The 26,144-nt window shown below is 76.2% G+C and carries 24 protein-coding genes; 9 read left to right on the top strand and 15 right to left on the bottom strand.

The genetic code is table 11. The annotated features are described in order from the left end of the window. Window positions 1-22 precede the first annotated feature (22 nt). Entirely contained in the window at window positions 23-439 is a 417-nt protein-coding gene (locus ACFWP2_RS25805; RefSeq protein WP_380455426.1) for a hypothetical protein, read from the top strand. A 39-nt stretch (window positions 440-478) separates the two neighbouring features. Here ACFWP2_RS25805 and ACFWP2_RS25800 read toward each other — a convergent pair whose 3' ends face one another. Both ACFWP2_RS25800 and ACFWP2_RS25795 read right to left on the bottom strand, forming a co-directional pair. After that, window positions 479-2,137, bottom strand: a complete 1,659-nt coding sequence (locus ACFWP2_RS25800) for a glycerol-3-phosphate dehydrogenase/oxidase (protein ID WP_380455424.1) — start codon at window positions 2,135-2,137, stop codon at window positions 479-481. Beyond that, window positions 2,134-2,742, bottom strand: a complete 609-nt coding sequence (locus ACFWP2_RS25795) for a TetR/AcrR family transcriptional regulator (protein ID WP_380455422.1) — start codon at window positions 2,740-2,742, stop codon at window positions 2,134-2,136. The genes ACFWP2_RS25800 and ACFWP2_RS25795 overlap by 4 nt, the downstream gene beginning before the upstream one ends. Before the next feature lie 74 nt (window positions 2,743-2,816). Here ACFWP2_RS25795 and ACFWP2_RS25790 point away from each other — a divergent pair, with 74 nt between their 5' ends. Next, window positions 2,817-4,385: an FAD-binding oxidoreductase gene (locus tag ACFWP2_RS25790; protein ID WP_380455420.1), complete on the top strand. Its 1,569-nt coding sequence runs from the start codon at window positions 2,817-2,819 to the stop codon at window positions 4,383-4,385. On the opposite strand, the gene ACFWP2_RS25785 is transcribed toward ACFWP2_RS25790, so the two are convergent. Beyond that, window positions 4,360-5,652, bottom strand: coding sequence for an RNA-guided endonuclease InsQ/TnpB family protein (locus ACFWP2_RS25785; RefSeq protein ID WP_380455418.1), 1,293 nt, complete (start codon window positions 5,650-5,652; stop codon window positions 4,360-4,362). The two genes, ACFWP2_RS25790 and ACFWP2_RS25785, sit on opposite strands and share 26 nt — an antisense overlap. Before the next feature lie 164 nt (window positions 5,653-5,816). Here ACFWP2_RS25785 and ACFWP2_RS25780 point away from each other — a divergent pair, with 164 nt between their 5' ends. After that, on the top strand, window positions 5,817-6,725 hold the full coding sequence (locus ACFWP2_RS25780; protein ID WP_380455416.1) for a diacylglycerol kinase: 909 nt from the start codon (window positions 5,817-5,819) through the stop codon (window positions 6,723-6,725). Between the two features lie 63 nt (window positions 6,726-6,788). Continuing rightward, window positions 6,789-7,049: a hypothetical protein gene (locus ACFWP2_RS25775; RefSeq protein WP_380455413.1), complete on the top strand. Its 261-nt coding sequence runs from the start codon at window positions 6,789-6,791 to the stop codon at window positions 7,047-7,049. A 44-nt stretch (window positions 7,050-7,093) separates the two neighbouring features. On the opposite strand, the gene ACFWP2_RS25770 is transcribed toward ACFWP2_RS25775, so the two are convergent. Genes ACFWP2_RS25770 through ACFWP2_RS25760 form a run of 3 tightly spaced genes read right to left on the bottom strand, consistent with a single transcriptional unit; the run spans window position 7,094 to window position 8,646 of the window. Further along, window positions 7,094-7,468, bottom strand: coding sequence for a DUF6193 family natural product biosynthesis protein (locus ACFWP2_RS25770; RefSeq protein ID WP_380455411.1), 375 nt, complete (start codon window positions 7,466-7,468; stop codon window positions 7,094-7,096). Window positions 7,469-7,470: 2 nt separating this feature from the next. Beyond that, window positions 7,471-8,082: a hypothetical protein gene (locus tag ACFWP2_RS25765; RefSeq protein ID WP_380455409.1), complete on the bottom strand. Its 612-nt coding sequence runs from the start codon at window positions 8,080-8,082 to the stop codon at window positions 7,471-7,473. 21 nt (window positions 8,083-8,103) lie between these two features. After that, complete coding sequence (locus ACFWP2_RS25760) at window positions 8,104-8,646, bottom strand: GNAT family N-acetyltransferase (RefSeq protein WP_380455458.1); 543 nt, start codon at window positions 8,644-8,646, stop codon at window positions 8,104-8,106. A gap of 270 nt (window positions 8,647-8,916) precedes the next feature. Between ACFWP2_RS25760 and ACFWP2_RS25755 the strand changes: the two genes are divergently transcribed. Next, on the top strand, window positions 8,917-10,071 hold the full coding sequence (locus tag ACFWP2_RS25755) for a Cmx/CmrA family chloramphenicol efflux MFS transporter (protein WP_380455407.1): 1,155 nt from the start codon (window positions 8,917-8,919) through the stop codon (window positions 10,069-10,071). Window positions 10,072-10,240: 169 nt separating this feature from the next. On the opposite strand, the gene ACFWP2_RS25750 is transcribed toward ACFWP2_RS25755, so the two are convergent. The 5 genes from ACFWP2_RS25750 to ACFWP2_RS25730 all read right to left on the bottom strand — a co-directional run bounded on the left by ACFWP2_RS25750 (window position 10,241) and on the right by ACFWP2_RS25730 (window position 17,096). Beyond that, window positions 10,241-11,599: a DUF2252 domain-containing protein gene (locus ACFWP2_RS25750; protein ID WP_380455405.1), complete on the bottom strand. Its 1,359-nt coding sequence runs from the start codon at window positions 11,597-11,599 to the stop codon at window positions 10,241-10,243. A 164-nt stretch (window positions 11,600-11,763) separates the two neighbouring features. Continuing rightward, window positions 11,764-14,289 carry an FtsX-like permease family protein gene (locus ACFWP2_RS25745; protein ID WP_380455403.1) on the bottom strand — a complete coding sequence of 842 codons (2,526 nt, stop codon included), beginning with the start codon at window positions 14,287-14,289 and terminating at the stop codon, window positions 11,764-11,766. After that, window positions 14,286-15,158 carry an ABC transporter ATP-binding protein gene (locus ACFWP2_RS25740; protein ID WP_380455401.1) on the bottom strand — a complete coding sequence of 291 codons (873 nt, stop codon included), beginning with the start codon at window positions 15,156-15,158 and terminating at the stop codon, window positions 14,286-14,288. The genes ACFWP2_RS25745 and ACFWP2_RS25740 overlap by 4 nt, the downstream gene beginning before the upstream one ends. Before the next feature lie 113 nt (window positions 15,159-15,271). Continuing rightward, window positions 15,272-16,066, bottom strand: a complete 795-nt coding sequence (locus ACFWP2_RS25735; protein ID WP_380455399.1) for an aminotransferase class IV — start codon at window positions 16,064-16,066, stop codon at window positions 15,272-15,274. After that, complete coding sequence (locus ACFWP2_RS25730; RefSeq protein WP_380455396.1) at window positions 16,059-17,096, bottom strand: GNAT family N-acetyltransferase; 1,038 nt, start codon at window positions 17,094-17,096, stop codon at window positions 16,059-16,061. The genes ACFWP2_RS25735 and ACFWP2_RS25730 overlap by 8 nt, the downstream gene beginning before the upstream one ends. A gap of 420 nt (window positions 17,097-17,516) precedes the next feature. On the opposite strand from ACFWP2_RS25730, the gene ACFWP2_RS25725 reads away from it, so the two are divergent. Both ACFWP2_RS25725 and ACFWP2_RS25720 read left to right on the top strand, forming a co-directional pair. Next, window positions 17,517-18,692 carry a glycosyltransferase 87 family protein gene (locus ACFWP2_RS25725; RefSeq protein WP_380455394.1) on the top strand — a complete coding sequence of 392 codons (1,176 nt, stop codon included), beginning with the start codon at window positions 17,517-17,519 and terminating at the stop codon, window positions 18,690-18,692. Further along, window positions 18,578-19,759 (top strand): glycosyltransferase family 4 protein, encoded by a 1,182-nt coding sequence (locus ACFWP2_RS25720; protein ID WP_380455456.1) that lies wholly within the window; start codon window positions 18,578-18,580, stop codon window positions 19,757-19,759. The genes ACFWP2_RS25725 and ACFWP2_RS25720 overlap by 115 nt, the downstream gene beginning before the upstream one ends. On the opposite strand, the gene ACFWP2_RS25715 is transcribed toward ACFWP2_RS25720, so the two are convergent. The 4 genes from ACFWP2_RS25715 to ACFWP2_RS25700 form a co-directional block, all read right to left on the bottom strand. Beyond that, the gene (locus tag ACFWP2_RS25715; protein WP_380455392.1) at window positions 19,731-20,093 is read right to left on the bottom strand and encodes a hypothetical protein; all 363 of its coding nucleotides are present in this window, start codon (window positions 20,091-20,093) and stop codon (window positions 19,731-19,733) included. The two genes, ACFWP2_RS25720 and ACFWP2_RS25715, sit on opposite strands and share 29 nt — an antisense overlap. Window positions 20,094-20,163: 70 nt before the next feature. Continuing rightward, complete coding sequence (locus tag ACFWP2_RS25710; RefSeq protein WP_380455390.1) at window positions 20,164-20,820, bottom strand: response regulator; 657 nt, start codon at window positions 20,818-20,820, stop codon at window positions 20,164-20,166. Beyond that, window positions 20,805-22,061: a sensor histidine kinase gene (locus ACFWP2_RS25705; protein ID WP_380455454.1), complete on the bottom strand. Its 1,257-nt coding sequence runs from the start codon at window positions 22,059-22,061 to the stop codon at window positions 20,805-20,807. The genes ACFWP2_RS25710 and ACFWP2_RS25705 overlap by 16 nt, the downstream gene beginning before the upstream one ends. 121 nt (window positions 22,062-22,182) lie before the next feature. After that, window positions 22,183-23,142, bottom strand: coding sequence for a DMT family transporter (locus tag ACFWP2_RS25700; protein WP_380455388.1), 960 nt, complete (start codon window positions 23,140-23,142; stop codon window positions 22,183-22,185). A gap of 111 nt (window positions 23,143-23,253) precedes the next feature. On the opposite strand from ACFWP2_RS25700, the gene ACFWP2_RS25695 reads away from it, so the two are divergent. Both ACFWP2_RS25695 and ACFWP2_RS25690 read left to right on the top strand, forming a co-directional pair. After that, complete coding sequence (locus ACFWP2_RS25695; protein ID WP_380455386.1) at window positions 23,254-24,189, top strand: LysR family transcriptional regulator; 936 nt, start codon at window positions 23,254-23,256, stop codon at window positions 24,187-24,189. 326 nt (window positions 24,190-24,515) lie between these two features. After that, the gene (locus ACFWP2_RS25690; protein WP_380455384.1) at window positions 24,516-26,135 is read left to right on the top strand and encodes a translation initiation factor 2; all 1,620 of its coding nucleotides are present in this window, start codon (window positions 24,516-24,518) and stop codon (window positions 26,133-26,135) included. Window positions 26,136-26,144: the final 9 nt, after the last annotated feature.

Raw genomic sequence — 26,144 nt, 5'->3', positions numbered from 1 at the left:
CCCCCACGACGAAGGCCTGCGCATGACCACCCTCGCGACCCCCGACACCTTCGACGAACTGCTGCGCGAGGTGATGGCCGACGCCGAGCGCTTCGGCCACCGCCAGCACGTCCGGCTCACCTGGCTCGCCGTGCGCCGCCACGGCGCCACCGCCGCGCTCGACCTGATCGGCGAGGGCATCCTGCGCACCGCCACCAAGGCCGGCGCGCCGCAGAAGTTCCACGTCACCATGACCCGGGCCTGGGTCGAGCTGGTGGCCCTCCACGCCCACGACGACGCGACGGACACGGACTTCGAGCGGTTCGCCGCCCGGCACCCGGACCTGCTCGACAAGGACCTGCTCAGCCGCCACTACCGTCCGCAGACGCTCGCGAGCGAGCAGGCCCGGACCGCCTGGGTGGAGCCGGACCTCGCCCCCTTCCCCCGGGCCGCGGCCTGACGGGTCGGGGCCCCCTGACGGGCCGGCCCGCCCGGCGCGTCAGCCCTCCCGGACCTCCCCGAGGCTCTCGGCCACGATCTCCTCGACCGCCTTCCGGGCCCGCTCCGCGTCGTCCGCGACCAGCCCGATCCTGGTGCGGCGGTCGAGCACGTCGGCCGCGTCCAGCGCGCCCTCGTGGCTGACGGCGTAGGCGATCTCGGCGCGGGTCACGTCCAGGCCCTCCGCGATCGGCGTCAACTCCCCCGCCGCCAACACCTCGTGGGCCGCGCCGCCGTGGCGGGCGAGCAGCGAGGCGGGCACCTCCCCGCCGACCGCCCGATCGGCCGTCCCCTCCCCGGCCGGCAGCGGGCGGCTGTCCCGGTGTCCGGGGGCACCGATCAGCGGCAGCCGGACCGTCCAGCAGGCGCGGGCGGGCAGGCCGCGCAGCCGGACGGCGGTGTCCACCGCGTCCTCGGCCATCCTGCGGTAGGTGGTGAGCTTGCCGCCGACCACGGTGATCACCCCGGACGGGCTCTCCAGCACGGCGTGCTCGCGGGAGATGTCGGCGGTGCTGCCGTCCCCGGTGTCGATCAGCGGGCGCAGCCCGGCGTACGCGCCGCGCACGTCCGCCGTGGTCAGGGCGGTGGCGAGGGCGGCGTTGACGGTGTCGAGGAGGAAGGTGCGCTCGGCCTCGGTGGGCTGCGGCTCGTCCGGGATCGGGCCCGGGGCGTCCTCGTCGGTCAGGCCGATCGCGACCCGGCCGAGCTGCTGCGGCAGGGCGAAGACGAACCGGCTGGTGGAGCCGGGCACCGGCACGGTGAGGGCGGCGGTCGGGTTGCCGAGCGCCGCCGCGTCCACCAGCAGGTGGGTGCCCCGGCTGGGCCGGAGCCTGATCGAGGTGTCCACCTCGCCCGCCCAGACGCCGGTGGCGTTGACCACCGCGCCGGCCCGGACGGCCAGCTCCTGCCCGGTCAGGGTGTCGACCAGCCGGGCCGAGGTGCCGGTGACCTGCTCGGCGCGCACCCTGGTCAGCACGCTCGCCCCGTACTGCGCGGCGGTCCGGGCCAGCGCGACCACCAGCCGGGCGTCGTCGACGAGTTGGCCGTCGTGGGCGACCAGCGAACCGCGCAGCCCGTCCGTCCGCACGCCCGGCACCAGCCGGCGGGTCCGGTCGGCGTCGACCCGGCGCATCCGGGGCAGCAGCGCGCCCGGGGTGCCGGCCGTCAGGCGCAGCGCGTCCCCGGCGTGGAAGCCCGTGCGGATCAGCGCGGCCTGGCCCGGGCGCAGCAGGTCCGGGAGCAGCGGCACCAGTTGGGGCAGCGCCCGGATCAGGTGCGGGGCGGTGCGGGTCATCAGCACGCCGCGCTCGACGGCGCTCTCCCGGGCCACCTTGATCCGCCCGGAGGCGAGGTAGCGCAGGCCGCCGTGCACCAGCTTGGAGCTCCAGCGGCTCGTCCCGAAGGCGAGGTCGCGGGACTCGACCAGCACCGTGCGCAGGCCGCGCGCGGCCGCGTCCAGGGCCACTCCGGCACCGGTGACGCCGCCGCCGATGACCAGGAGGTCGATCCGGGGGTCGTCGCCGAGCGCTTCGAGTTCCAGCGTGCGGCGGGCGGCGTCGAGCCGGCCGGTGCCGGCGTACGGGCTCGCGTACGGGCCCTGGTTCGGGCCGTGGTTCGGGCCGTGGTTCGATCCCTGGTGCGGGCCTGCGGTGGAGGTCATGGCGCGAGGTATCCGTTCAGCGCTCTGGCCAGTTCGCGCCGCCAGGCCGCCTCGGGCAGCAGGGAGGCGACCATGCGGTGCGACTGGACTGTGGACTGGGCGATCAGCAGGACCATGGCGGCCAGTTCGAGCGGCTCGCCGGCCCGGATCGAGCCGTGCGCCTGCCCCTGCTCGATGCCGGCGCGCAGCGCCTCCAGCAGGCCGCGCTGGCTGGTGCCGAGCCGCTCGACGACGTACTGGAGCAGCAGGTCGGAGTCGTCGGAGTGCAGCAGCGCGCCGAGCACCGGGTGGTCGCGCAGCCGGACGGCGATCTCCACGACCCGCTCGACGAGGGTCTCCCGGTCGTGGACGTCCAGCCCGGCGCCGTCCAGCGTGGTCAGGATCTCCCGGGTGAGCAGCGCGCCGATCACCGCCCGGACGTCCGACCAGCGGCGGTAGACGGTGGGGCGGCTGACCCCGGCGCGGCGGGCGATCTCGGACAACTGGGTCCGGCGCACGCCGAGGTGGACGATCAGGTCGGCGGCGGCGTCCAGGATCGCGTCGTCGGTGCTGCGCTCCCCGGGGGTCGGGGACGGCGTCTCGGGCTCGGCGTTACTACTTGACATGATGTGTGAAACTGTAACGCATGGCACCTGAGACGCAAGCGGGACCGGCCGGCGCCGCACTTCCGCTCCCCCCGATGAAGTGGGACGCCTGGGGCGACCCGGCCCTGGCGAAGGAACTGTCCGCCGACATCAAGGGACTGCTCGCCGCCGCCCTCGGCGTCACCGGCGACGCCGCCCCCGGCCCGAGCGCCGACGAGGTCGTGCTGCACCCGTCCCGGATCTCCGCCGAGGACCTCAAGGCGCTGGCCGCCACCGTCGGCGAGGCGCACGTCAGCGCCGCCGACGCCGACCGGCTGCCGCGCGCCGGCGGCAAGTCCACCCCCGACCTGCTGCGCCGCCGCAGCCGCGAGGCGCAGGACGCCCCCGACGCCGTCGTGCTGCCCGGCAGCGAGCAGGAGGTCGCCGCCGTCCTCGCGGTGTGCGCCGAACGCCGCATCGCCGTCGTCCCCTTCGGCGGCGGCACCAGCGTGGTCGGCGGCCTCGACCCCGAGCGCGGAGCCTTCGACGTCGTCGTCTCCCTCGACCTGCGCCGCCTCGACCAGCTGCTCGACCTCGACGAGACCTCCGGCGAAGCCGTCCTCGGCGCGGGCCTCACCGGCCCGGCCGCCGAAGCCCTGCTCGCCGAACGCGGCTGGGAACTCGGCCACTACCCGCAGAGCTTCCGCTACGCCACCATCGGCGGCTTCGCGGCCACCCGCTCCTCCGGCCAGGACTCCGCCGGGTACGGGCGCTTCGACGAGATGGTGCGCGGACTGCGCGTCGTCACCCCCGCCGGGATCCTCGACCTCGGCCGCGCCCCCGCCTCCGCCGCCGGACCCGACCTGCGCCAGCTCTTCCTCGGCTCCGAAGGCACCCTCGGCGTGATCACCGCCGTGCGGCTGCGCGTCCACCCGCTGCCCGCCGTCAAGGCGTACGAGGCGTGGAGCTTCCCCGACTTCGCCACCGGCACCGCCGCGCTGCGCGCCGTCGAGCAGCAGGGCACCGGCCCGACCGTGATCCGGCTCTCCGACGAGGCCGAGACCATGATCAACCTGGCCATGACCGAGCAGATCGGCGGCGCCCCGGCGGTCACCGGCTGCCTGGCCGTCACCGTCTTCGAGGGCAGCGCCGCCCAGGTCGCCGCCCGGCAGCAGCTCACCCGCGACACCCTGCTCGCCGCCGGCGCCACCTCGCTCGGCGAGGCCCCCGCCCGGGCCTGGGAGCACGGCCGGTTCAACGCCCCCTACCTGCGCGACTCGCTGCTCAGCGCGGGCGCGCTGTGCGAGACCCTGGAGACCGCGACCAGCTGGAGCCGGCTGCCGGCCCTGCGCACCGCCGTCACCGAGGCGCTCACCGGCGCCCTGCCCGGCTCCCTCGTGCTCTGCCACATCTCGCACGTCTACCCGACCGGCGCCTCGCTCTACTTCACCGTCGTCGCCGCGCTCGGCGACGAGCCGCTCGCCCGCTGGGGCACCGCCAAGCGCGCCGCCGGGGACGCCATCCTCGGCGCCGGCGGCACCATCAGCCACCACCACGCCGTCGGCGCCGACCACCGGCCCTGGATGACCGAGGAGATCGGCGACCTCGGCGTGCGCATCCTGCGCGCCGTCAAGGCCGAGCTCGACCCGGCGGGCATCCTCAACCCCGGCAAGTTGATCCCTTGACATCCTCCCTGCCCTCAGGGGCAGGGATTCCTCGCGCGCCTGCGGCACGGATTTCCGTGGACCGCCGGCCGCCGAGGCGGGTTCCCCGTTCATCGGGCCGTGCCCGGCGTGGGATCGCCACGCCGGGACTGACCGGCCCTCCAGGGGCGTTTAACCTGTCCGCCTGCCCGGCGGCCAGAATGTTGCGAGCAGCGTTGAGGTCACGGTCATGCAGGACACCGCACGCGCCACAGGTCCACTCGCGCACCGCGAGGGGTTTGGGTCCGTCCCGGTACCCGCATTCCGAGCAGACCTGGGACGAGGGGAACGCCCGGTGCACGATGCCGACGGTGCGCCCGTACCGGACTGCCTTCTCTTCCAGCAGGCGCCGGAAGGCGGCCCATCCTGCATCGTGGACGGACTTGGCCAGACGACCCCGCGCCAGGCCGCGAACGTTCAGGTCCTCCAGGTACACCGCTTGGTTCTCGCGGACGATCCTGGTGGTCTGCTTGTGCGCCCAGTCCCTGCGGGTGTCGGCCACCTTGGCGTGCGCCTTGGCGACCTTCCGGCGGGCCTTGGCCCGGTTCTTCGACCCCTTGGCCTTGCGGGACGCTTCCCGCTGCGCGGCCTTGAGCCTCCTCTCCGCCTTGCGCAGGAAACGCGGGTTGTCGATCACGCTGCCGTCGGACAGGACGGCGTAGGTGACCAGACCGAGGTCGATGCCGACCTCAGCGCCCGCCTCGGGCAGAGGATCGGGTTCCACGTCCACCACGAACGAGGCGTGGTACCGGCCGGCCGCATCGAGCACGATCGTCACCGACGAGGGATCCGCCGGAAGGTCCCGAGACCACTTCACCCGTACGTCGCCGATCTTCGCCAAGTTCAACTTCCCGTTCCCCTGGATCCGGAACCCGTTGCGAGTGAACCGCAACGACTGCCGGCCGTCCTTGCGGGACTTGAACCGGGGAAGGCCCACCGGGCGACCGGCACGCTTGCCGGAGACAGAGTCGAAGAAGTTCCGGTAAGCGGTATCCAGATCCCGCAGCGACTGGATCAGCGGGTCCACAGCGACCGAGGCAAGCCACCCGCGCTCAGCCGTCTTCTTCGCCGCCGTGATGACGTGCTTCTGCACCTCAGTGGCCCTGGGATACGGAAGACCAGCCTTGCGAGCCGCCTTCCGCACTGCGAGAGCGTCGTTGTGAACCACTCGCGCACACCCAAAAGTTCGGGTCAGCGCAGCGCGCTGACCAACTGTCGGATAGAGGCGATAGGAGTACCTCAGGTGCACACGACCAAACTACCGAAGGCCAATGACAACGGCCTCCGTCCGGACCTACACCGGTCGCCCCGCCGCTTCACCACTCTGAGCCGAAGCCCCCTGGAGACCGCGTCCCAGGCAGGGGGACCGCCTCCTGCCCGACCTCAGGGCCCTCGCCTCCGGGGAGCACGAAGGTGAACGAGGTGAGAACCGTCCGCAGGGTCGCCGTTCTCACCAACCCGGCGGCGGGTGTCGGCCACGCCGAACCCGCCGCCCACCGGGCCACCGCCCGGCTGCGGGCCCTCGGCATCCAGGTCGAACCGCAGGCCGGGGACTCCCCCGAGGACGCCGTACGCCTCGCCCGCGAGGCGGTGGCCGGCGGGGTGGACGCGGTGGCCGTCGTCGGCGGCGACGGCATGATCAACCTCGCCCTCCAGGCCCTGGCCGGGACCCCCGTCCCGCTCGGCGTGATACCCGCCGGCACCGGCAACGACCACGCCCGCGAGTACGGCCTGCCGCTCGGCGCCCCCGAAGCCGCCGCCGACGTCATCGCCGCCGGACGCACCCGCGGCATCGACCTCGGCCGGATCACCGGCCCCGACGGCGCCGTCCGCTGGTACGGCTCCGTCCTCGCCACCGGCTTCGACTCCCTGGTCAGCGACCGCGCCAACCGGCTGCGCTGGCCGCGCGGCCGGATGCGCTACAACCTGGCCATCCTCGCCGAGTTCGCCAACCTGCGGGCACTGCCGTTCCGCATCACCCTCGCCGACGGCACCGTCATCGAACGCGACCTCACCCTGGCCGCCGTCGGGAACACCCGCAGCTACGGCGGCGGCATGCTGATGTGCCCCGGCGCCCTGCCCGACGACGGCCTGCTCGACGTCACCCTCGTCGACGCCATGCCCCGCCTGCGCATCGCCCGGTTCTTCCCGACCGTCTTCAAGGGCACCCACACCAGCTACCCGGAGGTCACCACCCTCCGCACCGAGTCCCTGCGGATCGAGTCCCCCGGCATCACCGCCTACGCCGACGGGGAGTTCATCAACCGGCTCCCGGTGGACGTCACGGTGGCGAAGGACGCCCTGCGCATCCTGGTGCCGTGAGAAGCTGACGCCGTGGTCCGGCCCGACCGGCCGGACCACGGCGACGGGAGGGGTCGGACCACCATGCAGCTGGCACTGAACGCGACACCGCAGGGCATGCCCGTCCTCTCCTTCCTCATGCTCCTCACCCTCCCGGCCGCGGCCCTCCTCGACGCCCTCCGCCGCCCCCGGGCCCCGTGGTTCCGCTGGCTCCTGCCCCTCGGCGCCCTGACACTCGTCGTCGCCGTCGCCACCCGCTCGCTGCCCCTCGTCATCGCCGCCGCCACCCTCCTGGGCGCCGGCCTCGGCCTCACCAACCACTGGCGCTGGACCCGCCGGCCCTGACCGCCCGGCCCCAGGCCGCGCGTCCCCGCGGCCGGTCCCGCGGTTCAGGCCCGGCGCTCCCGCACCCGGCCGGCCAGCAAGGCCACGGCCTCCGCCACGTCCGCCGTTTCCAGCAGCACGCGGTTCTCCCGCCCCAGCCCCTCCACGACCGTGAACTCACCCTTCCAGGCCACGACGGAGGGGAACCCCTCGATGCCCCAGACCCGGAAGTCCGTCGAGGTGGACACGTTCAGGCCGGTCATGGACAGCCATGGGCACAGCACCCGCAGCACCGGCTCGTCGGCGGCCGCCTCGATCAGGCGTCGCAGCGCCCGCTCGGTCTCCTCGGCGGGCTCGGGTCCCCGACACCAGCCCAGCAGCACCGCCCACGCCGCCGCGGCCTCGGCGGCGAACGTCCCGTCGTCCGTGGCATCGTTCATGCTCAGGCCCCCTGGACGACGGACTTCAGCTCGCCGACGCTCTCGATCAGCGTCGGTTCGCCGGAACCCGGGTCGACGGCGAAGACGCGGTGGCCGGCGTCGGTGGTGACGCGGACCCGGCCGGCGTCGGACCACTGCGCCGAGACGAACTCGCCCTGCCCCGGGAACTCCTGCTGGACGGTGAGGACGTGCCAGCGCCGGGCCGAGAGGCCGGTGCCGGTCTCCAGGCCGATGTCGAAGGTGTTGCTCTCCTGCTCCGAGTCGCCCCGGTTGACCACGGTCAGGACGTGATCCGCCCGGTCGGGGGAGCTCGTGCGGGCGTCCCAGCGGACGGGCTCCCGGAACGAGGCGAGGAAGAACGCACCCGCCGCGAACAGCAGCCCGAGCACCCCGACCGCCGTCGCCACCCCGCCGAGCGTGTCCCGGCGGCCGCGGACCAGACGCGCGGCCAGCAGCAGGACGGCGGCGGTGCCGACCAGCAGCACCGGCCGGTTCAGGGTGTCGGCCACCACGGCCCGCCCGCCGCTGCGGGACTCCAGCCGCCCCACTGCGCACACGGCCAACGGCAGCAGCGCGCCGGCGGCCAGGACCCCGCCGATTCTCACACGATTCATCGAACCCCCTTGCGGGACACCCTAGAAGAGGTGATCCTCCCGTCGCAGCCGGAAGACCACGTTGCGGCTCAGCGGGCCCTCCGGGACGGTGGGGTCGTCGAAGTCCTCGGCGGGGTCGTGGGTCATCCCGAGGCGGCGCATCACCGCCTGGGAGCGCAGGTTGCCGACGGTGGTGATGGCGAGGACCTCGGGCAGGCCCAGGGTGTCGAAGCCGTGACCGAGGACGGCGCGGGCCGCTTCGGTGGCGTATCCGTGGCCCCAGGCGGAGCGGGCCAGGCGCCAGCCGGTCTCGACGCCGTCGACCGGATCCTTCTCCTCGATGTCGTCCAGGCCCACGAAGCCGGCGAACTCGCCGTTCTCCCGCACCTCGACGGCCAGCCAGCCGTACCCGCGCCGGTCGATCGCCGCCTCGAAGCGCGCCACCGAGGCATCGCTCTGCTCACGGGTGAGGGGGCCGCCGAGGTGCTCGCGGATCTCCGGGTCGGCGTTCATCGCGGCCCACGGGGCGAGATCGGACTCCCGCCAGCGGCGGATCAGCAGGCGTTCGGTGCGCAGTTCGTTCATGCGCTCCACCCAAGGTCATCCGCCCCCGCCGGGGCAACCGGAAAACCGGGTGCTTCGACGGCGGACGGTCGGGTAGCCTGCGGGCATGTCGAGCCCTGAGGCATCCAGGGTGGGGGCTTTCGGTCACGCACCGTCAGCCCCCTGAACCCCGGGAACCCTTGCACCACCGAGGTCCGAGCGAGCGCCGCACCTGCGCCGCCCGGCGGCTGAACGTGCGGTGACGAGACGTCCGTCCTTCTCGTTCCCCCCGCCCCGCTTCGGAGCCTCTCGATGCCTCTCCCCCTCTACCTGCTCGCCCTGGCCGTGTTCGCCATGGGCACCTCGGAGTTCATGCTCGCCGGGCTGCTGCCCGGCCTCGCCGCCGACCTCGGTGTCACCGTCGGCACGGCCGGCGGGCTGACCTCGGCCTTCGCGGTCGGGATGGCCGTCGGCGCGCCGCTGATGGCGGCCCTCGCCCGCAACCGGCCGGGGCGCGGCAGCCTGCTCGGGTTCGTGCTGGCGTTCGCGGCGGCGCACGCCGTCGGGGCGCTCACCGCGAGCTTCCCGGTGCTGCTCGCCACCCGGGTGGTGGCCGCGCTCGCCAATGCCGGGTTCCTGGCGGTGGCCCTGAGCACCGCCGCCGCCCTGGTCCCCGCGGACCGCAAGGGGCGGGCGCTCGCCGTGCTGCTGTCGGGGACGACGGTGGCCACGGTGGCCGGCGTCCCGGGCGGGGCGGTGCTGGGCGCGCTGTTCGGGTGGCGCGCCGCGTTCTGGGCCGTCGCCCTGCTCTGCCTGCCGGCCGCCGCAGGGATCGCCAAGTACCTTCCGCCCCTGGTTACTTCGGACGAGCGGTGCGACGCCCTGGCTCCGGCCCTGCGCTCGGAGCTCGCGGAGTTGGGCCGCCCCCGGTTGCTCCGCGCGATGCTGCTCGCCGCGCTGGTCAACGCGGCGACCTTCGGCGGCTTCACCTTCCTCTCCCCCGTGGTGACCGGCCGTGCCGGGCTGGGCGAGCTGTGGGTGCCGGTCGCGCTGGTGCTGTTCGGGGCCGGGTCGTTCGCCGGGGTCACCGTCGCCGGACGGCTCGCGGACCGGCGCCCCGGTCTGGTCCTCGCCGTCGGCGGCCCGCTGCTGCTGGTGGGCTGGCCCGCGCTCGCCGTCCTGGCGGGCCGTCCGGGCGCGCTGTTCCCGCTGGTGTTCCTGCTGGGCGCGCTGTCGTTCGCGGTCGGCGGCACGCTGATCACCCGGGTGCTGTACGAGGCGGCCGGCGCCCCCGCCCTGGCCGGCGCCTATGCCACCGCCGCCCTCAACCTCGGCGCCACCACCGGCCCGCTGCTCGCCGCCGCCGCCCTCGGCACGGCGGCCGGCGCCCTCGGCCCGTTCTACGCGGGCGGCCTGCTGCTCGCCGCCGCCCTGGCGGTCGCGGCGGTGCGGCCGCGGGTCGGCTGACCGCGAGCGGCGGATCACGGCGCCGGTCTCCGGGACCGCCGCACGGCCTGCGGAGCACCCGCGCGGGTGGCGCCCCACCGCGTCCGCACCGGTCTCACCCGACGCGGCGGCCACCGCGTCGGGTCGTCCGGCCGATCGCGGCGCGAACACCGCACCCCACGACCCCAGTTCACACGCCCGGCGTCGCCGCCAGTCGGCCGGCCGCGATCGCCGCCACCAGCCGGCCGTGGTCGGCCACCGTCTGTTCCGCGTAGCGGACGGCGAACTCGGCGATGGCCTCGGCGAAGGTGTCGGCGCTGCCGAGGTAGCCGGCGATGGCGAGGCGGTCGCCGGTGCGGGCGTGGGCGCGGGCGAGGGTGCGGCCGCAGAGGTCGGCGTAGGCGCGCAGGCCGGGGGGCTTCAGGTCGGCGATCTCGACCGAGCCCTTCATGTCGCGCAGTTGGCGGCCGTAGAAGTGGCGTCCGGCCGGGCCGGTGGTCCAGCCGAGGAAGATGTCGCTGGCGGCCTGCATCAGGTGCTGGCCGGTGACCACCCGGCGGCCGCCGTGGTGGGCGGCGACCTCGGCATCCACCCGCGACGGCGGCAGGTGGTCCTCCAGGACCGACCGGCCGGCCTCCTTGATCTGGAGGAACAGCGGGTCGCGGCCGTTCCCGCCCTCCAGCAGCACGATGAAGCAGCGGGTGCCGACGCTGCCGACGCCGACCACCTTGGTCGCCGCGTCGACGAGCCGGAAGCGGTCCAGCAGCACCCGGCGGTCCTCCGCGAGGGTGGCCCGGTAGTCGCTGAACACCTTGCCGACGCTGCGCAGTTCGTCCTTCTTCAGCGGCTCGATCAGCGGCGGCGAACTGATGATCCGGCGCTGCCCGTCCCGTTCCTCGGTGAGCTTGCCCATGGCCTGCAGGCTGGTGCGGCGCCGGGCGCGCGCGAGCTCGGCCTCGACGCGCCGGCGCTGCCGGGGCTTGGTCAGCAGCGGCAGCAGCTGCGCGGTGTCCACCCGGGCGTACCAGACGTCGAGTTCACCCTGGCCCGCCAGCCGTCGCATGGCGCTCGCGTACCCTTCGACGGCGGCCCGGGCGGCACGGCGCGCGCGTTCCTCGTCCTGGCCGTTGTCCCGGGCGGCGACGGCGACGCTGGCGGCGAGCCGCTTGACGTCCCATTCGAAGGGGCCGGGGTACGTCTCGTCGAAGTCGTTGACGTCGAAGAGCAGTGCGCGTTCCGGCGAGGCGTACAGGCCGAAGTTCAACAGGTGGGCGTCGCCGCAGAGTTGGACGGTGAGGCCGGTGTCGGGAAGGGCACCGAGGTCGGCCGCCATGACGGCGGCGGCGCCGCGCAGGTAGGCGAACGGGCTGTCCGCCATCCGCCCGCGGCGGATCGGCAGCAGCGAGGCGACCCGGCCCTCGCACTGCCGCTCCAGCACGTCGAGCGGGTCGGGCCGGTCGGCGGAGGGGATCCACCGGCCGTGGGCGGAGCGGGAGACCCGCTCCCGGGCGGCCCGGCCGTGCCGGCGGCGTTCGGCGGGGGTGGTCATGCGGCGGCTCCGGGCGTCGGCGGGATCCTCTTCCGGCGACGCTAGGGCAGGAGTGCCGGAGGGCGCAGCGCACGCCCTCCGGCACTCCACCGTCCGGGTGAAGCAGACGGCTCGGCGCGCCCCTGGGGTCCGCGCCGTGCTCACGAGCACCCCCGCTCGGCCCGCTACTGCCGCGCCGCGCCCAGGGCCGCCGGCCGGGTCCGCAGCAGCGCCCGGACCGGCACCCCGGTCGCGGCGAGGCAGAGCAGCACGGCTCCGGCGGCCAGCGGCAGGGCGAGCATCGGCGGCACGTACGGGGCGGAGCCGGCCACGCCCCGGGCGACCGGCACCAGGGTGACCGCGGCGATGGCGGTGCCGACCGCCAGTCCGGTCGAGGCCACCAGCAGCGCCTCCCAGCGCATCATGCCGCGCACCTGGCGCCGGGTGGTGCCGGCCAGTCGCAGCAGCGCGACCTCGCGGCGCCGGTCCAGCACCGTCATCACCAGGGTGTTGGCCGCGCTGACGGCGGCGAACCCGCCGAGCACGGCGGCCATCACGGTGTTGGCCCAGCCGCTGAGCTCCAGGTCCTTGTCGGACTGGGCGGCGAACCCGGCCCGGTCGGTCACGGCGGCCCCGGCCAGTCCGCCCAGCCCGGCGGCCACCGCCGCGGGGTCGGCGCCCGGCGCGTCGGCGACCAGCACCTGGCTGTCGTACCCGGCGGTGACGTGCGCGGCCACCGCGTCCCGGGGCAGCAGCGCCTGGCCGACGCCGAGTCCGCGGTCGTACACCGCGACCACGGCGGGCCGGGCGGCGGTGCCGTCGCCGAGCCAGAGCGGGACCCGGTCGCCGACCTTGGCGCCGAACGCGTCGGCCAGGGTGGCGCTCAGCGCGATGGTGTCGGGGGCGCGGCCGAGGTCGGCGAGCGTGCCGCTGCGCACGCCCAGGTCGAGCACCTTCGGCAGCCGGGCCGGGTCGCCGTCGACGCCGAGCGCGGGGGCGGTGCCCAGCTGGCCGGCGTTCTCGTAGACGACTCCGGTGCGCAGCAGGCCGACGACGGCGTCCACGCCGGGCACCCGGGCCGCCCGCTCGGCCGTTCCGGCGGGCAGGCCGGGGCCGGTGGCGCCGATCACGTGGTCGGCGGTGACGCCGGCCCGGACGTTCTCGCCGGTGGTGTGGCGCACGGTGCTCTGCAGGACCAGCAGGGTGCCGCAGAAGGCGGTGACCAGGACGATCGGGGTGATCGCGGAGGCCAGCCGGCGGGCGTTGGCGCGGGTGTTGTCGGCGGCCAGCGAGCCGGGCGCGCCGCCGGCCCGCAGCGGGGCCCCGAGGACCACGGCGGCGGCCCGGGCCAGCCAGGGGCCGAGCAGGGCGACGGCCGTCATGAAGCACATCACCACGCCGAGCGCGGTCTGGGCGGCCTTGTCGCCGTCGAGGGAGTTGGCGACGGCGGCTGCGGCCGTGCCGCCGGCGGCGAAGACCAGTCCGAGGACGGTGCGCACCTTTCCGGGGCGGGGCGGTTCGGCGGAGGCCTCGCCGAGCGCCTGGGCGGCCCGCATCCGGGACGGCCTGCGGGCGGCCAGGAAGCCGGCGGTCAGCGCGGCGAGGGTGCAGGCGAGGACGGCGGCGAGCATCGGCAGCGGGCCGACGTCCGGGCGGATGCCCGCGGGGACGGCGCCGCGCTCGACCAGCTGGCCGAACCACCAGCGGGCGAGGGCGATTCCGGGCAGGATGCCGAGCGCCGCGGCGAGCGGCGCGACCAGCATCGCCTCGGTGGCGATGGTGCGGCGGATCTGGCGCGGGGTGGCGCCGATGGCGCGCAGCAGGGCGAACTCGCGGGCGCGCTGGCCGGTGGCGAGCGCGACGGTGCTCATCACCACGAAGACCGCGGTCATGGTGGCGTAGCCGCCGAAGGTGCCGCCGAGGGCCATCAGCATGGTGCGGGCGCCGCCGAGGGCGGGGTGCTCGACGGTGCCGCGGCCGTCCCCGGTGAAGGTCCGGGCGTCGCCGCCGACCGCCTGGCGGACCTGCGCGGCGAGCGCGGCGGCGGTCACGCCCTCGCGGGGCTGGACGGCGATGGCGTCGACGCGGCCGGGGTGGCCGGAGAGGCGGTCGGCGGTGGCGTCGGCGAACCAGGCGGTGGGGCCCGCCTGCTGGGCGGCGGCCAGGCCGGAGACCCGGTAGTTCGCGGTGCCGCCGGGCGCGGTGAGTGCGAGGCTCGCGCCGGGCGCGAGGTGGGCAGCACGCGCCGTCTCGGCGTCCAGCACGACTTCGTTCGCGCCGGGCGCGCGGCCCTCCACCAGCGTGTCGCCGGGGCCGGCGATGCCGAGCGCCGCGAAGCCCCGGCCGGTCAGGGCCGGCGCCCGGCCGGTGGCGGGCAGCGGGAAGGCGGTGTCCGGGCGGGCGGCCGCGACCCCGGGCAGCGCGGCCAGCCGGCCGACCAGCGCGGCGTCCGTCCGGGCCCGCTCCGGGGTGTCCTGCTCGACGGTCTCGACGTCGTCGGCGATCTTCTTCTGGACCTTCACCGCCTGATCGGCCGCGACCACCACCGGGGTGTGCGCGTACCGGGCGGGCTTCAGGCTCGCGGTCAGGCCGGTCTGCAGCAGCACGCCACAGGCCACCACCACCGCGGCGCCCAGCACCAGGGCGACCAGGGTGCCCACGAAGGACGCGGGCCGGAAGCGCACCGAGGAGCGCGCGAGTCCGTTCGTCATGCCGCCGCCCCCACCGGGTGGGCGGTCAGCGCGACCATCCGGTCCGCTACGGTCTGCGGGCTCGGGTGCGGCAGGTCGTCCACGATCGCGCCGCCGGCCAGGAACAGCACCCGGTCGGCGAAGGAGGCGGCCACCGGGTCGTGGGTCACCATCACCACGGTCGCGCCGAGCGAGTCCACGGCCTGGCGCAGCAGGGCGAGCACCTCGTGCGCGGTCCGGGTGTCCAGCGCGCCGGTCGGCTCGTCGGCGAACACCACATCGGGGCGGGTGATCAGCGCGCGGGCGATCGCCACCCGCTGCTGCTGGCCGCCGGACAGCTGGCCGGGCCGGCGCCTGCCGTGCTCACCGAGACCCACCCGGCCCAGCAACTCCCGTGCCCGACCACGGTCCTGGCGCTCCCCGGCGAGACGCAGCGGAAGCAGCACGTTCTGCTCGACGGTCAGCGAGGGCAGCAGGTTGAAGGACTGGAAGACGAAGCCGATCCGGCTGCGGCGCAGCTCGGTGAGCCGGTTCTCGCTCAGCGCGGTGATGTCCTCGCCGCCGAGCCGGACCTGCCCGGAGTCCGGGCGGTCCAGGCCCGCCGCGCACTGGAGGAAGGTGGACTTGCCGGAGCCGGACGGGCCCATCACCGCGGTGAAGCTGCCGCGTGCCAGCGCCAGGTCGATCCCGCGCAGCGCCTGCACCGCCGCCTCGCCGCGCCCGTAGCCGCGGCTCACCCCGCGCAGCTCGATCGCGGGGGCCGCGTGCGGGGCCGAGTGCGGGGCCGGGGCGTGCGGGGAGGCGCCGTATCCGTCGGGGCCGTAGGCGTCGGTGCCGTACTGGTCCGTCCCGAACTCGTCGGTCCTGCGGCGGTCTTGGCGGCGTGCCATGGGTGGGCCTTCCTTCGGTTCCGCGTCCTCGCGGCGCTCGTCGTCAACGTTCTCCAACCTAGGGAGGACGCGCTCCGCGAACCATGCGGGCCACCGGCGGACCGGAGGTGGGGTTATCCCCCCACCGGTTCGGCGGGAACCCCCCGGTAGACGGCGCGCAGCTCGGCCAGCACCGGGTGGGCGGGGTCGAAGGCGGTGCCGTCCACGGCCGCCAGCGGACGCACCCCGACGCCCGCGTTCACCGCGAAGGCGGCGGTGAAGCGGTCCAGCCCGTCGGCGGGCACCGGCTCGCGGGACTGCGGGCCCCGGTACGCGCCCGACAGCAGGGCCTCGGTGACGCCCGGCAGGCTCGGGCCCTGCGGCCAGACCAGCTTCCCCTCGGCCAGGAATCCGACGTTCCAGGTCGCGCCCTCGACCACCAGGCCGTCCTCGTCCACCAGCAACACGTCGTCGAAGCCCGCCAGTTGGGCCTGCCGGCGGTGGTGGACCAGGCCGAACAGGCCGACGTGCTTCACCTCCGGCAGCTCCCGCCGGTACGCCGCGGTGCGGACCCGCAGCGGGGCGGGCCCGGCCGCCGCGGCCGGGCGGGTGGTCACCAGCACGGCGGGTACGGCCGGGGCCCCGGGGCGCTCCAGGCCGAGCGCCGGGTCGTACACGGTGACCCGGACGATCACCGGCACGCCGTCGGCGGGCAGCACCGCGCCGATCCGCTCCCGCACCGCCGCCCGGTCCAGCTCGGCGCCGAACAGCACCCGGCAGTCCCGGACCAGCCGGTCCAGGTGCAGCGCCAGGCCGCGCACCTGGCCCGCCTCGGCGCGCAGGGTGGTGAAGTGCCCGTAGTTGAGCAGCCCCAGCGCGGCCAGCCGCGCCGGGTCGGCGGGGGCGCCGTCGATCTCGATCTCAGCCATCCCCCGAGTCTGCCAGCTGCGGGGACGCCGACGGGGCCCGCTCCGACCGCCCGGGCTCCGGCGCGGCCTGCTCCGACGCCCCGGACCCCGGCAGCCCGGACTCCGACCGCGCGGACCCCGGCACCGGCAGCGGCACCGGGCGGTACGGGCTCACCAGCTGCCGGCCCGCCGTGCGGGCCGCCCGCTCGAACTCCTCGATCCGGTACGCCAGGCCCTCCGGCTCCCCCGCGTCCGACCAGCGCCACGCCTCCGCCCACCACTGCGGGCCGCGCACCAGCGGACGGCCGGCCAGCGCCAGGCACAGGGCCAGCGTGGAGCGGGCGTACTCGTGCACCCAGCCGTCGCAGCCCCGGTAGTCCGCCGTCTCGTCCAGCCGCAACCAGCGGCCCTCCTGCCCGGCGGCCAGTATCGGCACCCAGCCGCGCAGCCGGTCGGCGACCAGCAGGAGCAGCCGGCCGTCCTCCTCCCGCACCCGGTGCAGGGGGAGTTGGGGCATCCGGGCGAAGGACAGCGAATGCTTCCAGCCCACCACCCACAGGCCCCGGCGCAGGTAGTAGCGGACCGCCGGCTGCCAGGTCCAGTGCGCCTCCAGCCGGAACCCCGGCAGGCCCTCGGCGGTGGCCGCCGCGTACACCTCGTCCAGCGCGGCGGCGGCCAGGCCCCGCCCGCGCGCGGCCGGCGTCACGTAGAGGGAGGAGACGGCGAGCTGGCTCGGGCCCTTGGTCCAGTTGTCCACCGCGACGGTGCCCACCACCGTGCCCGTGTCGTCCCGGATCCAGTAGCGCCGCCGGTACAGCTCCCCGCCCGGCCACTCCCGCCCGCTCTCCCCCAGCCGCTCCCGCCACCCGCGCTCCGCCTGCGGCGACAGCCCGTCCGGGTCCACCGGCTCGCCCAGCTCGCCCTCCACCAGGGACGCCAAGTCCCAGCGCGCGAACCGGCGTTCCTCCCCCGACCCGACCGCCCGCAGCCGCGGCCCCGCCGCCAGCCGGTCCTGCGCCCGCTCCACCGCCGCACCCCACGACCTCCGCACAGGGCGAGGATAGCGGTGCGCCGGGGACGATCAGTAATCCACCGGCCACCGAACGTCAGCGCGGGGCCGGGAGGAGGAAGCGGCTCCACACCACCGGCGGCCGCACGCGCGCCGCCGGCCGGGCGGCGCCGTCCCCGCACCACCGCTGCCCTGCCCTCCGGCCCGAGGTGGGGGAAACCCCACCACAGGAGTCGACTTGGCCGTGATGACCCCGCCGAGCTGCGTCGATGCAATGAAGGGGTGACGAAACGGGCGTGGTGGTGGTGCGGCGGGTGGGTGGTCGCGGCCGGGTGGGCGGGGGCGTTTCCGGTGCTGTCCGGGCTCGGGCCGCACCGGAGTTGGGGGGCCGTCGCGGCCTGCGGGTACCTGGCGGCGGCACTGGCCGTGGCGCTGGTGCGGAGGCGCGGGAGTGAGGTGTCGGTGGCGGTCGCGGCCGTCGGGGCGGTGCTGGTGCCGCTGCTGGTGCTGCTGCTGGACGGACGGGCGCAGAGCGAGGTCGGAGTGATCGAGCGCTCCGGGGAGCTGCTGCTGCGCACCGGCACGCCGTACCTGGCCGACCCGCTGACCGTCACGGAGTACACCCCGTACCTCCCCGGGATGGCCCTGCTGGGCCTGCCCCGGGCGCTGCTGGGCGGCTCGCCGCTGGGCGACGCCCGGCTGTGGTGTGCGGCGGTGTTCCTGCTCTGCGTGCTGCGGACGGTACCGGCCGGGCGCCGGCTCGGTGCCGCCGCGCTCACCGTCTCGCCGGTGGTCGCGCTGCCGCTCTGCGTCAGCGGGGTCGACCTGCCGCTCATCGGCCTCTGCCGGCTCGCCCTGGTCCGCGCCGCCGAACGGCGGCCGGTGGCGGCCGGGTTGGCGCTGGCCGCCGCCTGCTCGCTGAAGTGGACGGCCTGGCCCGCGCTCGCCGTGGTGACGGCCCTGCTGGCGGTCACGGCCGGACGTCGCGCGGCGCTGCGCGGGGTGGCCGTCGCGGTGGGGGCGGCGGCGGTGGCCGTGCTGCCGGTGGCGCTGCGCGCGCCCGGTCCGCTGGTGGAGCAGGTGTTCGCCTTCCCCACCGGACGCGGCCGGCTGCCGACCCCGGCCGCCAGCCCGCTGCCCGGGCGGCTGCTCGCCGACCTCGGCCCGCCCGGCTGGTGCGCCGCCGTCGGCCTGCTGCTGCTCGCCGGGCTCGCCGTCGGCGCCTCGCTGGTCGCCCGCCCGCCCCGCACCGCGGCCGCGGCGGCGCACCGGCTGGCCCTGGGGCTGTCGGCGGCCTTCCTGCTGGCGCCCGCCGGGCGGTTCGGCTACCTCGCGCTGCCGCTCGTCCTCGTCCTGCTCTCCCTCTCGCCCTCGACTTCGAACGCTCCGAGCACTGCGAGCACTGCGAGCACTGCGAACGCTCCGAGCGCTCCATGCACCCCGAAAGCTCCGAACACTCCGAAAGGCCTGCCATGGGCACCACCCTCGTCGTCACCAACGACTTCCCGCCGCGCCAGGGCGGCATCGAGACCTTCGTCCGGGCCCTGGCCGACCGCGTCCCCGGCCACGACGTCGTGGTCTACACCTCGGCCGAACCGGGCGCGGAGCGCCACGACGCCGCTCTCCCGTACCCGGTGATCCGCGACCGCGCCCGCACCTTGCTGCCGACCCCGCGGGTCACCCGCCGGGCCGCCGACATAGCCCGCGCGCACGGCTGCGACCGGGTCTGGTTCGGCGCCGCCGCTCCGCTCGCCGCGATGGCGCCCGGCCTGCGGCGGCTGGCGCCCGGCATCGGCCGGACGGTCGCCACCACGCACGGCCACGAGATCTGGTGGGCCCGCACCCCGGGCGCCCGCGGCCTGCTGCGCCGGATCGGCCGCGGTACGGACGTGGTGACCTACCTCGGCGCCTACACCCGCGCCCGGATCGCCCCCGCGCTCGGGCCGGACGCCCGGCTGGTGCGCCTGGTGCCGGGGGTCGACCCGTCGGTCTTCCGGCCGGCCTCCGACGTCCGGCCTGCCTCCGACGTCCGGCGGTCACCGTCCGACATCGGGCCGGCCTTCGAGGACCCCGCCCCGGACGCGTTCGCCGCCCCGGTGGTGCTCTGCGTGGCGCGGCTGGTCCCGCGCAAGGGGCAGGACGTGCTGATCCGCGCGCTGCCCGCGGTCCGCCGGGCCGTGCCGGGGACCACCCTGGTCCTGGTCGGCCGGGGCCCGGACGAGGACCGGCTGCGGGGCCTGGCCCGCCGGCTGACCGAGCCGGGCAGCGTGGTGTTCACCGGCGGCCTGGACCACTCCGCCACGGCCGTCCACTACGCCGGGGCGGACGTCTTCGCGATGCCGTGCCGCACCCGTCGGCTGGGCCTGGAGGCCGAGGGCCTGGGCATCGTCTTCCTGGAGGCGGCCGCGGCCGGCCTCCCGGTGGTGGCCGGCCGCTCCGGCGGCGCCCCGGACACCGTTCTCGACGGCGTCACCGGCACGGTCGTCGACGGCCGGGCCCCCGCCGAGGTGGCCGCCGCCCTGACCCGCCTCCTGCTGGCCCCGCCCGCCGAGCGGGCCCGGATGGGGGCGGCGGGGCGGCGCTGGGTGGAGGAGCACTGGACCTGGGAGGCCTCGGCGCGCCGGCTCACGGAGTTGCTCGACCCGGCCGTGCCGCTGCCCGACGCGGTTGCCGGAGTCAGTCCGGCTGCCCCCGCAGGTGCCTGACCAGCCGGGCGATCGCGGCCGCCCCGCCGTTGGCGCGCACCGCCGCCACCCAGTTCCGCGCCTGCCCCGACAGGTCGTCGCGGCTCGGGCAGGAGAAGCTGAACAGCCAGACGTGGGCGGACAGATCGCGCTCCGGCATTCCGCGCCACTCCTCACCCCCGGCCGCCGTCAGCACGCTCTGGCACTCCGCCAGCGCCAAGTCCCCGTCCCCGGCCCACTCCTGTCGCAGCCACAGCAGGAAGTTGGTCTGGGCGGTCGTGGTGTCGTCCCTGGTCGCCTCGCCCTTGAGCAGTCGGTTGACGAGCGCGCTCTGCGGTTCCCGTGTCCTTGCCATGACGCCATCGTTCCGGCACCGCGACCGCCGTGACAAGGGGGTCGATCGTCCGCGGGCCCCGGCCCTGCGGTCACTGCCCGCGCAGGTGTGCCAGCACCGCGAGCACCCGCCGGTTGCCCTCGGTCGGGTCCAGGTCCAGCTTCATGAAGATGTTCCCGCAGTGCTTCACCACCGAGGCCTCGGTGATGCTCAACCGGCCTGCCACGGCCTGGTTGTTGAGGCCCTCGGCCATCAGCGCGAGCACCTCGCGCTCGCGCGGGGTGAGGCGGGCCAGCGGGCGGTCGGCCGACTGGGCGCGCAGCAGTACCCGGACCACCTCGGGGTCGATCACCGTCTCCCCGTCGGCGACCCGCCGCAGCGCGTCCAGGAAGTCCGCGACGTCACCGACCCGGTCCTTCAACAGGTAGCCCAGACCGGCTGGTTGGGCACCGGCGGCGGCGAGCAGCCGGGTCGCGTACGGGGTGGCCACGTACTGGGACAGGACCAGGACGGGCAGGCCCGCGTGGCGCTCGCGCAGGGCGAGGGCGGCGCGCAGGCCCTCGTCGGTGTGGTCGGGGGGCATCCGGACGTCGGTGACCACGATGTCCGGCCGGTCGGCGTCGACGGCGGCGACCAGCGCCTCGGCGTCGCCGACGGCGGCGGTCACCCGGTGGCCGCCCAGGGCGAGGAGTTCGACCAGTCCGGCGCGCAGCAGCACCGCGTCCTCGGCGATCACGACCCGGAGCACGGGACCTCCAGCCGCAGCGTCGTCGGGCCGCCCGTCGGGCTCGTCACCATCAGCCGTCCTCTCAGCAGTGCCACCCGGTCGGCGAGTCCCGCCAGTCCGGCCCCGGCGGCCGGGTCCGCCCCGCCGCGGCCGTCGTCGGTCACCTGGACGACCAGCCGGCCGCCCGCGACCCGCCCGTGGACGGTGATCGCGGTGGCGCCGCTGTGCTTGGCGGCGTTGGTGAGCGCCTCGGTGACGGTGAAGTAGGCGGTGGTCTCCACGGCGGGGTGCAGCCGCTCCGGGAGTTCGATGTCGGCGGCCACCGGGATCGGGTGCCGCAGCGCGACCTCGGCGACGGCGGCGGCGAGCCCGTGGTCGGTGAGCACCTGCGGGTGGATGCCGCGCACCAGTGCGCGCAGCTGCTCCAGCGCCTCCCGGGCCTCGCCGCGCGCCCGGGTGACGAGTTCGGCGGCCCGGCCCTCCTGCTCGCGCAGCTCGTACGCGGCGAGCCCGAGGGTCATGCTGAGCACGACCAGCTGCTGCTGCGCCCCGTCGTGCAGGTCGCGCTCGATCCGGCGCCGCTCGGCCTCGAAGGCGTCGGCCAACCTGGCCCGGGAGCGGGTGAGTTCGAGCACCTGACGCCCGAGGTCGTCGTCCCGGGGGCCGAGCAGGAGGCGGGCCAGCGCGACCTCGGCGGCGGTCAGCAGCGCCCCGGCGTACGCGCAGAGCAGCAGGCCGGCCAGCCCGGCGGCGCTGAACGGCAGGGCGGCGAGCGGCCCGGGGACGGCGTGCCCGGGGATCAGCATCACGGTCTCCGGCGCCAGCGCCCAGACCACCAGGGGGGAGAGCACGTACAGTCCGGAGAGCACCAGCAGCGCGGTGAAGCCGAGTGAGGCGGCGGCCAGCACCGTGGCGGCGAGTGCGGCGTGGGCGAGTTCGCGCCAGGTGGCCCGCTCGCGCAGCCGGGTGCGGACCCGGGCGCGGCGGCCGGCCCCGGGCAGGCCGCGGTGCGGGTCGGGCAGCGGGACCGGCTCGACCAGTCGCAGCCGCCACCGGGTGACGGCGGCGGCCGGGATGCCCGCGAACGCCAGTGCGAGCAGCACCGGCAGGCCGACGCCGACCACCGACAGGCCCGCACCGAGCACCAGTAGCACCGCGAGGACTGCCAGCAGCAGCGGCCCGAGCAGTGCGCCGCTCAGCAGGTACGCCCAGCAGCGCGGCACCCAGCGGGTGAACGGGAAGCGCAGCGGGTGCGCCCACAGCGCCTCGCGGACGGCCGTCGGCTGCGGTTCCCCCGGACGGCTCCCCTCGACGGCGCCCTCGCCGCCCCCGGGCCCGTCGCTGGGCCCCTGGCCACCGCTCCCCTCGCTCACCCGGTCCACCCTAACCGACCGGCTGACGGCCCTTCGGGGGCTGCGTCGGTCCCTCCGTCGGCCCCTCCGTCGGTCCCTCGACCGGGGCCGCCACCGGGGCCCGGCGCGGCCTGGTGAGCGCGACGGCGGCGATCACCAGCGCGCCGCCGGCCAGGGCGTTCCAGCCGACCGGCTCGGCGAGGAGGGCGGCGCCGAACGCGGTGGACCACAGCGGCGTCACATAGGTGACCGCGGAGGCGACCGTCGCGCCGGCCGCCCGGACCAGGCCCAGGTTGAGCAGGTAGGCCAGGCCCGTGCCGAGCGCGCCGAGCACCAGCAGGGCGGCGGCCGCGGCCCGGCCGGGCCAGTGCGGGGCGCCCGCGGCGAGCGGGGCGATCAGGGCCAGCTCGGCCGCGGCGCAGCCGATCTGGAGCGCCGAGAGGGTGGTCACCGACTCCGGGCGGCCGGACAGGAAGCGGCGCAGGTAGGCGAAGCCGGCGCCGTAGCAGCAGGTGGCGGCCAGGCAGGCCAGCGCGCCGGTGGTCGCCCCGGCGCCGAGGCCGCGCCAGACCCCGAGCACGACGAGCACGCCGACGAAGCCGAGCGCGAGACCGGAGAGCCGGCGGGCGTCCGGACGGCGCTCCTCGGGGACGGTCAGCACCGCGAACAGCAGGGTGAACAGCGGGGTGGTCGCGTTCATCACCCCGGCCAGCACCGAGCTGACCCTGGTCTCGCCGAAGGAGAACAGGGTGAACGGCACGGTGTTGAGCAGCACCGCGACCACCGCCGAATGTCCCCACAGTGCCCGGTCGCACGGGGCCCGCTCGCCCCGCAGCAGCAGGACCGCCCAGAGCGTGACGGCACCGAGCAGGCAGCGCCACAGTGCCACCCACACGGGCGGCGTCCCCGCGTCGACCGCCACCTTGATCAGGGCGAAGCTCGCGCCCCAGATCGCCGACAGCGCCACGAAGCCCGGCAACCAGCGCCGCACCCCGACCACCTCCGTACTCCTGTGCTCCCGTCGCGGTTCCTGGACAGAGGGTCGCCCCGCGGCGCAGCATGAGTCCAACAAGTGGCAGTGCACTCGCGATGAGGAAGTCTCATGACCTCGGACGTCAACCTGGCCCAGCTCAGGGCGCTGGTCGCGGTCGCCGACACCGGCGGCTTCGGCGCGGCCGCCGACGAGCTGGGCATCAGCCAGTCCGCCGTCTCGCACGCCGTCGCCGCACTGGAGCGCAGCCTCGGCGCACCCGTGCTGCGGCGCGGCAGTCCGTGCCGCCCCACCCCGCTCGGCGAGCAGGTCCTCCCGCACGCCCGGACGGCCGTCGCCTCGGCCCTCGCCGTCCGCGCGATCGCCGCCCGGCACTCGGGCGGCCTGACCGGCACCGTGCGGCTGGCGGCGCCGACCACCGTCTGCCAGGCACTGCTGCCCGGGCTGCTGAAGGACTGGCGGGCGGCCCACCCGCAGCTGACCGTCCGGGTCTTCGAGGGCGAGGACGAGGAGCTGGCGGCCTGGCTGGAGGCGGGCACGGTGGACGCCGCCGTCCTGGTGGACGCCGGTCCGCTGCCGCCCGGGGCGGTCGCGCTCGGCGCCGACTCGATGCACGCACTGCTCCGCCGCGACCATCCGCTCGCCGGTCAACCGACCATCCACGTGGCCGAGTTGGAGGACGACGACTTCCTGCTCTCGGAGGGCGGCTGCGAGCGTCAGATCCGTGAGGCATACCGGCGGGCCGGCACCCGCTTCACGCCCCGGCACCGCATCCGCGACCTGAACACGCTGATCGGCATGGTGCACGCGGGCGTCGGCGTCTCGGTGATGCCCGCGCTGGCGCTGACCATGCTCCCGGCCGACTGCGTGCTGGTCCCGATCCGGCCCGCCGTCCACCGGACGCTGTCACTGACCGGACCGACCGGCCGCCCCTGGTCCCCCGCCGTCAGCGGACTGCTGGCGGGGGTGGCGGCCGGGGCGGGAGTCGGGACGGGGGTGGTGGCCAGGGCGACCGGGACCGGTGCGGGCACCGTCGTCGGGGCCTGACCTGCCGCGATGCCTCCGGAGTCGATCACGTAGATTCGGATGCGGCTGACGGGGCGTCCGGCGAGGGGGAGAGCGGTGGGGCGGAGTTCGCTGATCCACGCCGTTTCCGCGCCCCGGCCGTTACCATCGCCCCTATGCCTCCGCAGGACCACCCCGACCACGCCGAGCCGGTGCCGCCGCACCCTCGACGGGGGGTGCTGAGGTGTGCTACGGGACCCTTGGTCCAGCCAGCCAGCCAGCCAGCCAGCCAGCCAGCCAGCCAGCCAGCCAGCCAGCCAGCCACGCCTGCGCGCGGGCCGGACGCCCCCGCCGAGGTGCTGTTCGCCGTGCGCTCGGCCGCCGCGCTGCACCGGCTGCTCGACCTGCTGCCCGTCTTCGAGGGTGACGACCGGGTCCGCTGCCGCTTCACCCTGGTGCCCGGCTCCGACTTCGCCGCCGACGCGCTCGCGGCCGTGGACGCCGCCGGGGCCCGCACCATCCCGTGGACCGAGGCCCTCGCCACCGCGCACGACCTGATCCTCACCGCCAGCCCCAAGGGCGCCCTGGACGGCCTGCGCGGCCGCCAGGTGCTGCTCCCGCACGGCGCGGGCTTCAACAAGGCGCTGGCCCGGGAGGGCTCGCCCGGGCTCCCGTCCGGCCTCGACCCGGCGTTCCTGCTCAGCGACGGCCGCCCCACCGCCGCCCTGCACGCCCTCGCCCACCCCGACCAGGTCGAGCAGCTCGCCGCCCGGGTGCCCGGTGCCCGGCGGCACGCCGTCGTCGCCGGGGATCCGACGCTCGACCGGATCCTGGAGTCCCTGGACCGGCGCGACGCCGTCCGCTCCGCGCTCGGCACCGGCGGCCGACGGCTGGTGGTGCTGTCCTCCACCTGGGGTCCGCAGTCGCTGCTCTCCCGCCGCCCCGACCTGCCAGCCGAGCTCGCCGCCCGGCTGCCGTACGACGGGTACCAGCTGGCGCTGATCGTCCACCCCAACGAGTACAGCCGGACCGGCGCCTTCGACCTGGCCCGGCGGCTGCGCCCCGCACTGGACGCGGGTCTGCTGCTCGCGGCGCCCTACGAGGAGTGGGCGGCGCTGCTGGTCGCGGCGGACGCGCTGGTCACCGACCACGGCTCGGTGGCGCTCTACGCCGCCGCCCTGGACCTGCCGGTGGTCGCGGCCTGCGACGGCGCGGACGAACTGATCCCCGGCAGCCCGATGGCCCGCCTGCTGGCCGCCGTACCGCGCCTGGACCCGGCGGCGCCGGTCCTGCCGGAGCGCCCGGGCGGCACCCGCCGGTTCGCCGAGCAGGCCTTCGCGCTCACCGGGCGGAGCCTGGAGACGCTGCGGCCGGAGCTGTACAAGCTGCTCGACCTCGTCCCACCGCCGTACCCCGTACGGCCGCGCCCGCTGCCACTGCCACTGCCCGAACGCGCCCCGTACGCCCCGGCCGCGTTCGCCGTCCGGGCGTCGGTGACCGCCGGGGAGGTCACCGTCGAGCGGCTCCCGCCCTGGACGGAGCCGCCCTTCCACCACCTCGCCGCCGAGTTCGGCCGGGCCGGCACCCGCGCGCTCCGGAGCTCCGCCCTGCTCTACCACCGCGCCGGCACCCCGGCGGCGGCGACCGGCTGGCACCACGAGTGCCGGACCGCCGCCGACTGGACGGCCGAGGCCTTCGAGGAGTACCCGAACTGCCGCACGGCCGCGGTGGTCCTCTCCCCCACCACCGCCCTGCTGCGCCGCTACGGCGGCGCCCCGGTCGCCGTGCGCGTCGCCCCCGACCGCTCCGGCGGGCGGGTCCGGCGCACCGACCCGGCCGCCGCCCTGTCCGCCGTGCACGCCTGGCTCGCCGCCCACCCGGACGCCCTGGGCGCGCTCCCCACCACGCTGACCGCCCGGCTCGGCGGCACCGCCCACCGCATCCAGCTGGCCCGTCCCACCGAGGCCGAGGCGGAGGTCCCGGTCTGACCGGCTCGG

Origin of the sequence: Kitasatospora sp. NPDC058444 (assembly GCF_042721415.1) — a bacterium.
Lineage (GTDB): Bacteria > Actinomycetota > Actinomycetes > Streptomycetales > Streptomycetaceae > Kitasatospora.
The sequence above is the reverse complement of the archived record's forward strand: the minus strand, read 5'-3'. Positions and strand labels throughout refer to the sequence as shown.

Coding starts and splice junctions, on each gene's coding strand:
- ACFWP2_RS25750 (WP_380455405.1), bottom strand. CDS start 11,599: ATGACCACCCCCGCCGAACGCCGCCGGCACGGCCGGGCCGCCCGGGAG.
- ACFWP2_RS25760 (WP_380455458.1), bottom strand. CDS start 8,646: ATGAACGAACTGCGCACCGAACGCCTGCTGATCCGCCGCTGGCGGGAG.
- ACFWP2_RS25740 (WP_380455401.1), bottom strand. CDS start 15,158: ATGGCACGCCGCCAAGACCGCCGCAGGACCGACGAGTTCGGGACGGAC.
- ACFWP2_RS25715 (WP_380455392.1), bottom strand. CDS start 20,093: ATGGCAAGGACACGGGAACCGCAGAGCGCGCTCGTCAACCGACTGCTC.
- ACFWP2_RS25735 (WP_380455399.1), bottom strand. CDS start 16,066: ATGGCTGAGATCGAGATCGACGGCGCCCCCGCCGACCCGGCGCGGCTG.
- ACFWP2_RS25800 (WP_380455424.1), bottom strand. CDS start 2,137: ATGACCTCCACCGCAGGCCCGCACCAGGGATCGAACCACGGCCCGAAC.
- ACFWP2_RS25745 (WP_380455403.1), bottom strand. CDS start 14,289: ATGACGAACGGACTCGCGCGCTCCTCGGTGCGCTTCCGGCCCGCGTCC.
- ACFWP2_RS25790 (WP_380455420.1), top strand. CDS start 2,817: ATGAAGTGGGACGCCTGGGGCGACCCGGCCCTGGCGAAGGAACTGTCC.
- ACFWP2_RS25755 (WP_380455407.1), top strand. CDS start 8,917: ATGCCTCTCCCCCTCTACCTGCTCGCCCTGGCCGTGTTCGCCATGGGC.
- ACFWP2_RS25795 (WP_380455422.1), bottom strand. CDS start 2,742: ATGTCAAGTAGTAACGCCGAGCCCGAGACGCCGTCCCCGACCCCCGGG.
- ACFWP2_RS25805 (WP_380455426.1), top strand. CDS start 23: ATGACCACCCTCGCGACCCCCGACACCTTCGACGAACTGCTGCGCGAG.
- ACFWP2_RS25695 (WP_380455386.1), top strand. CDS start 23,254: ATGACCTCGGACGTCAACCTGGCCCAGCTCAGGGCGCTGGTCGCGGTC.
- ACFWP2_RS25775 (WP_380455413.1), top strand. CDS start 6,789: ATGCAGCTGGCACTGAACGCGACACCGCAGGGCATGCCCGTCCTCTCC.
- ACFWP2_RS25765 (WP_380455409.1), bottom strand. CDS start 8,082: ATGAATCGTGTGAGAATCGGCGGGGTCCTGGCCGCCGGCGCGCTGCTG.
- ACFWP2_RS25770 (WP_380455411.1), bottom strand. CDS start 7,468: ATGAACGATGCCACGGACGACGGGACGTTCGCCGCCGAGGCCGCGGCG.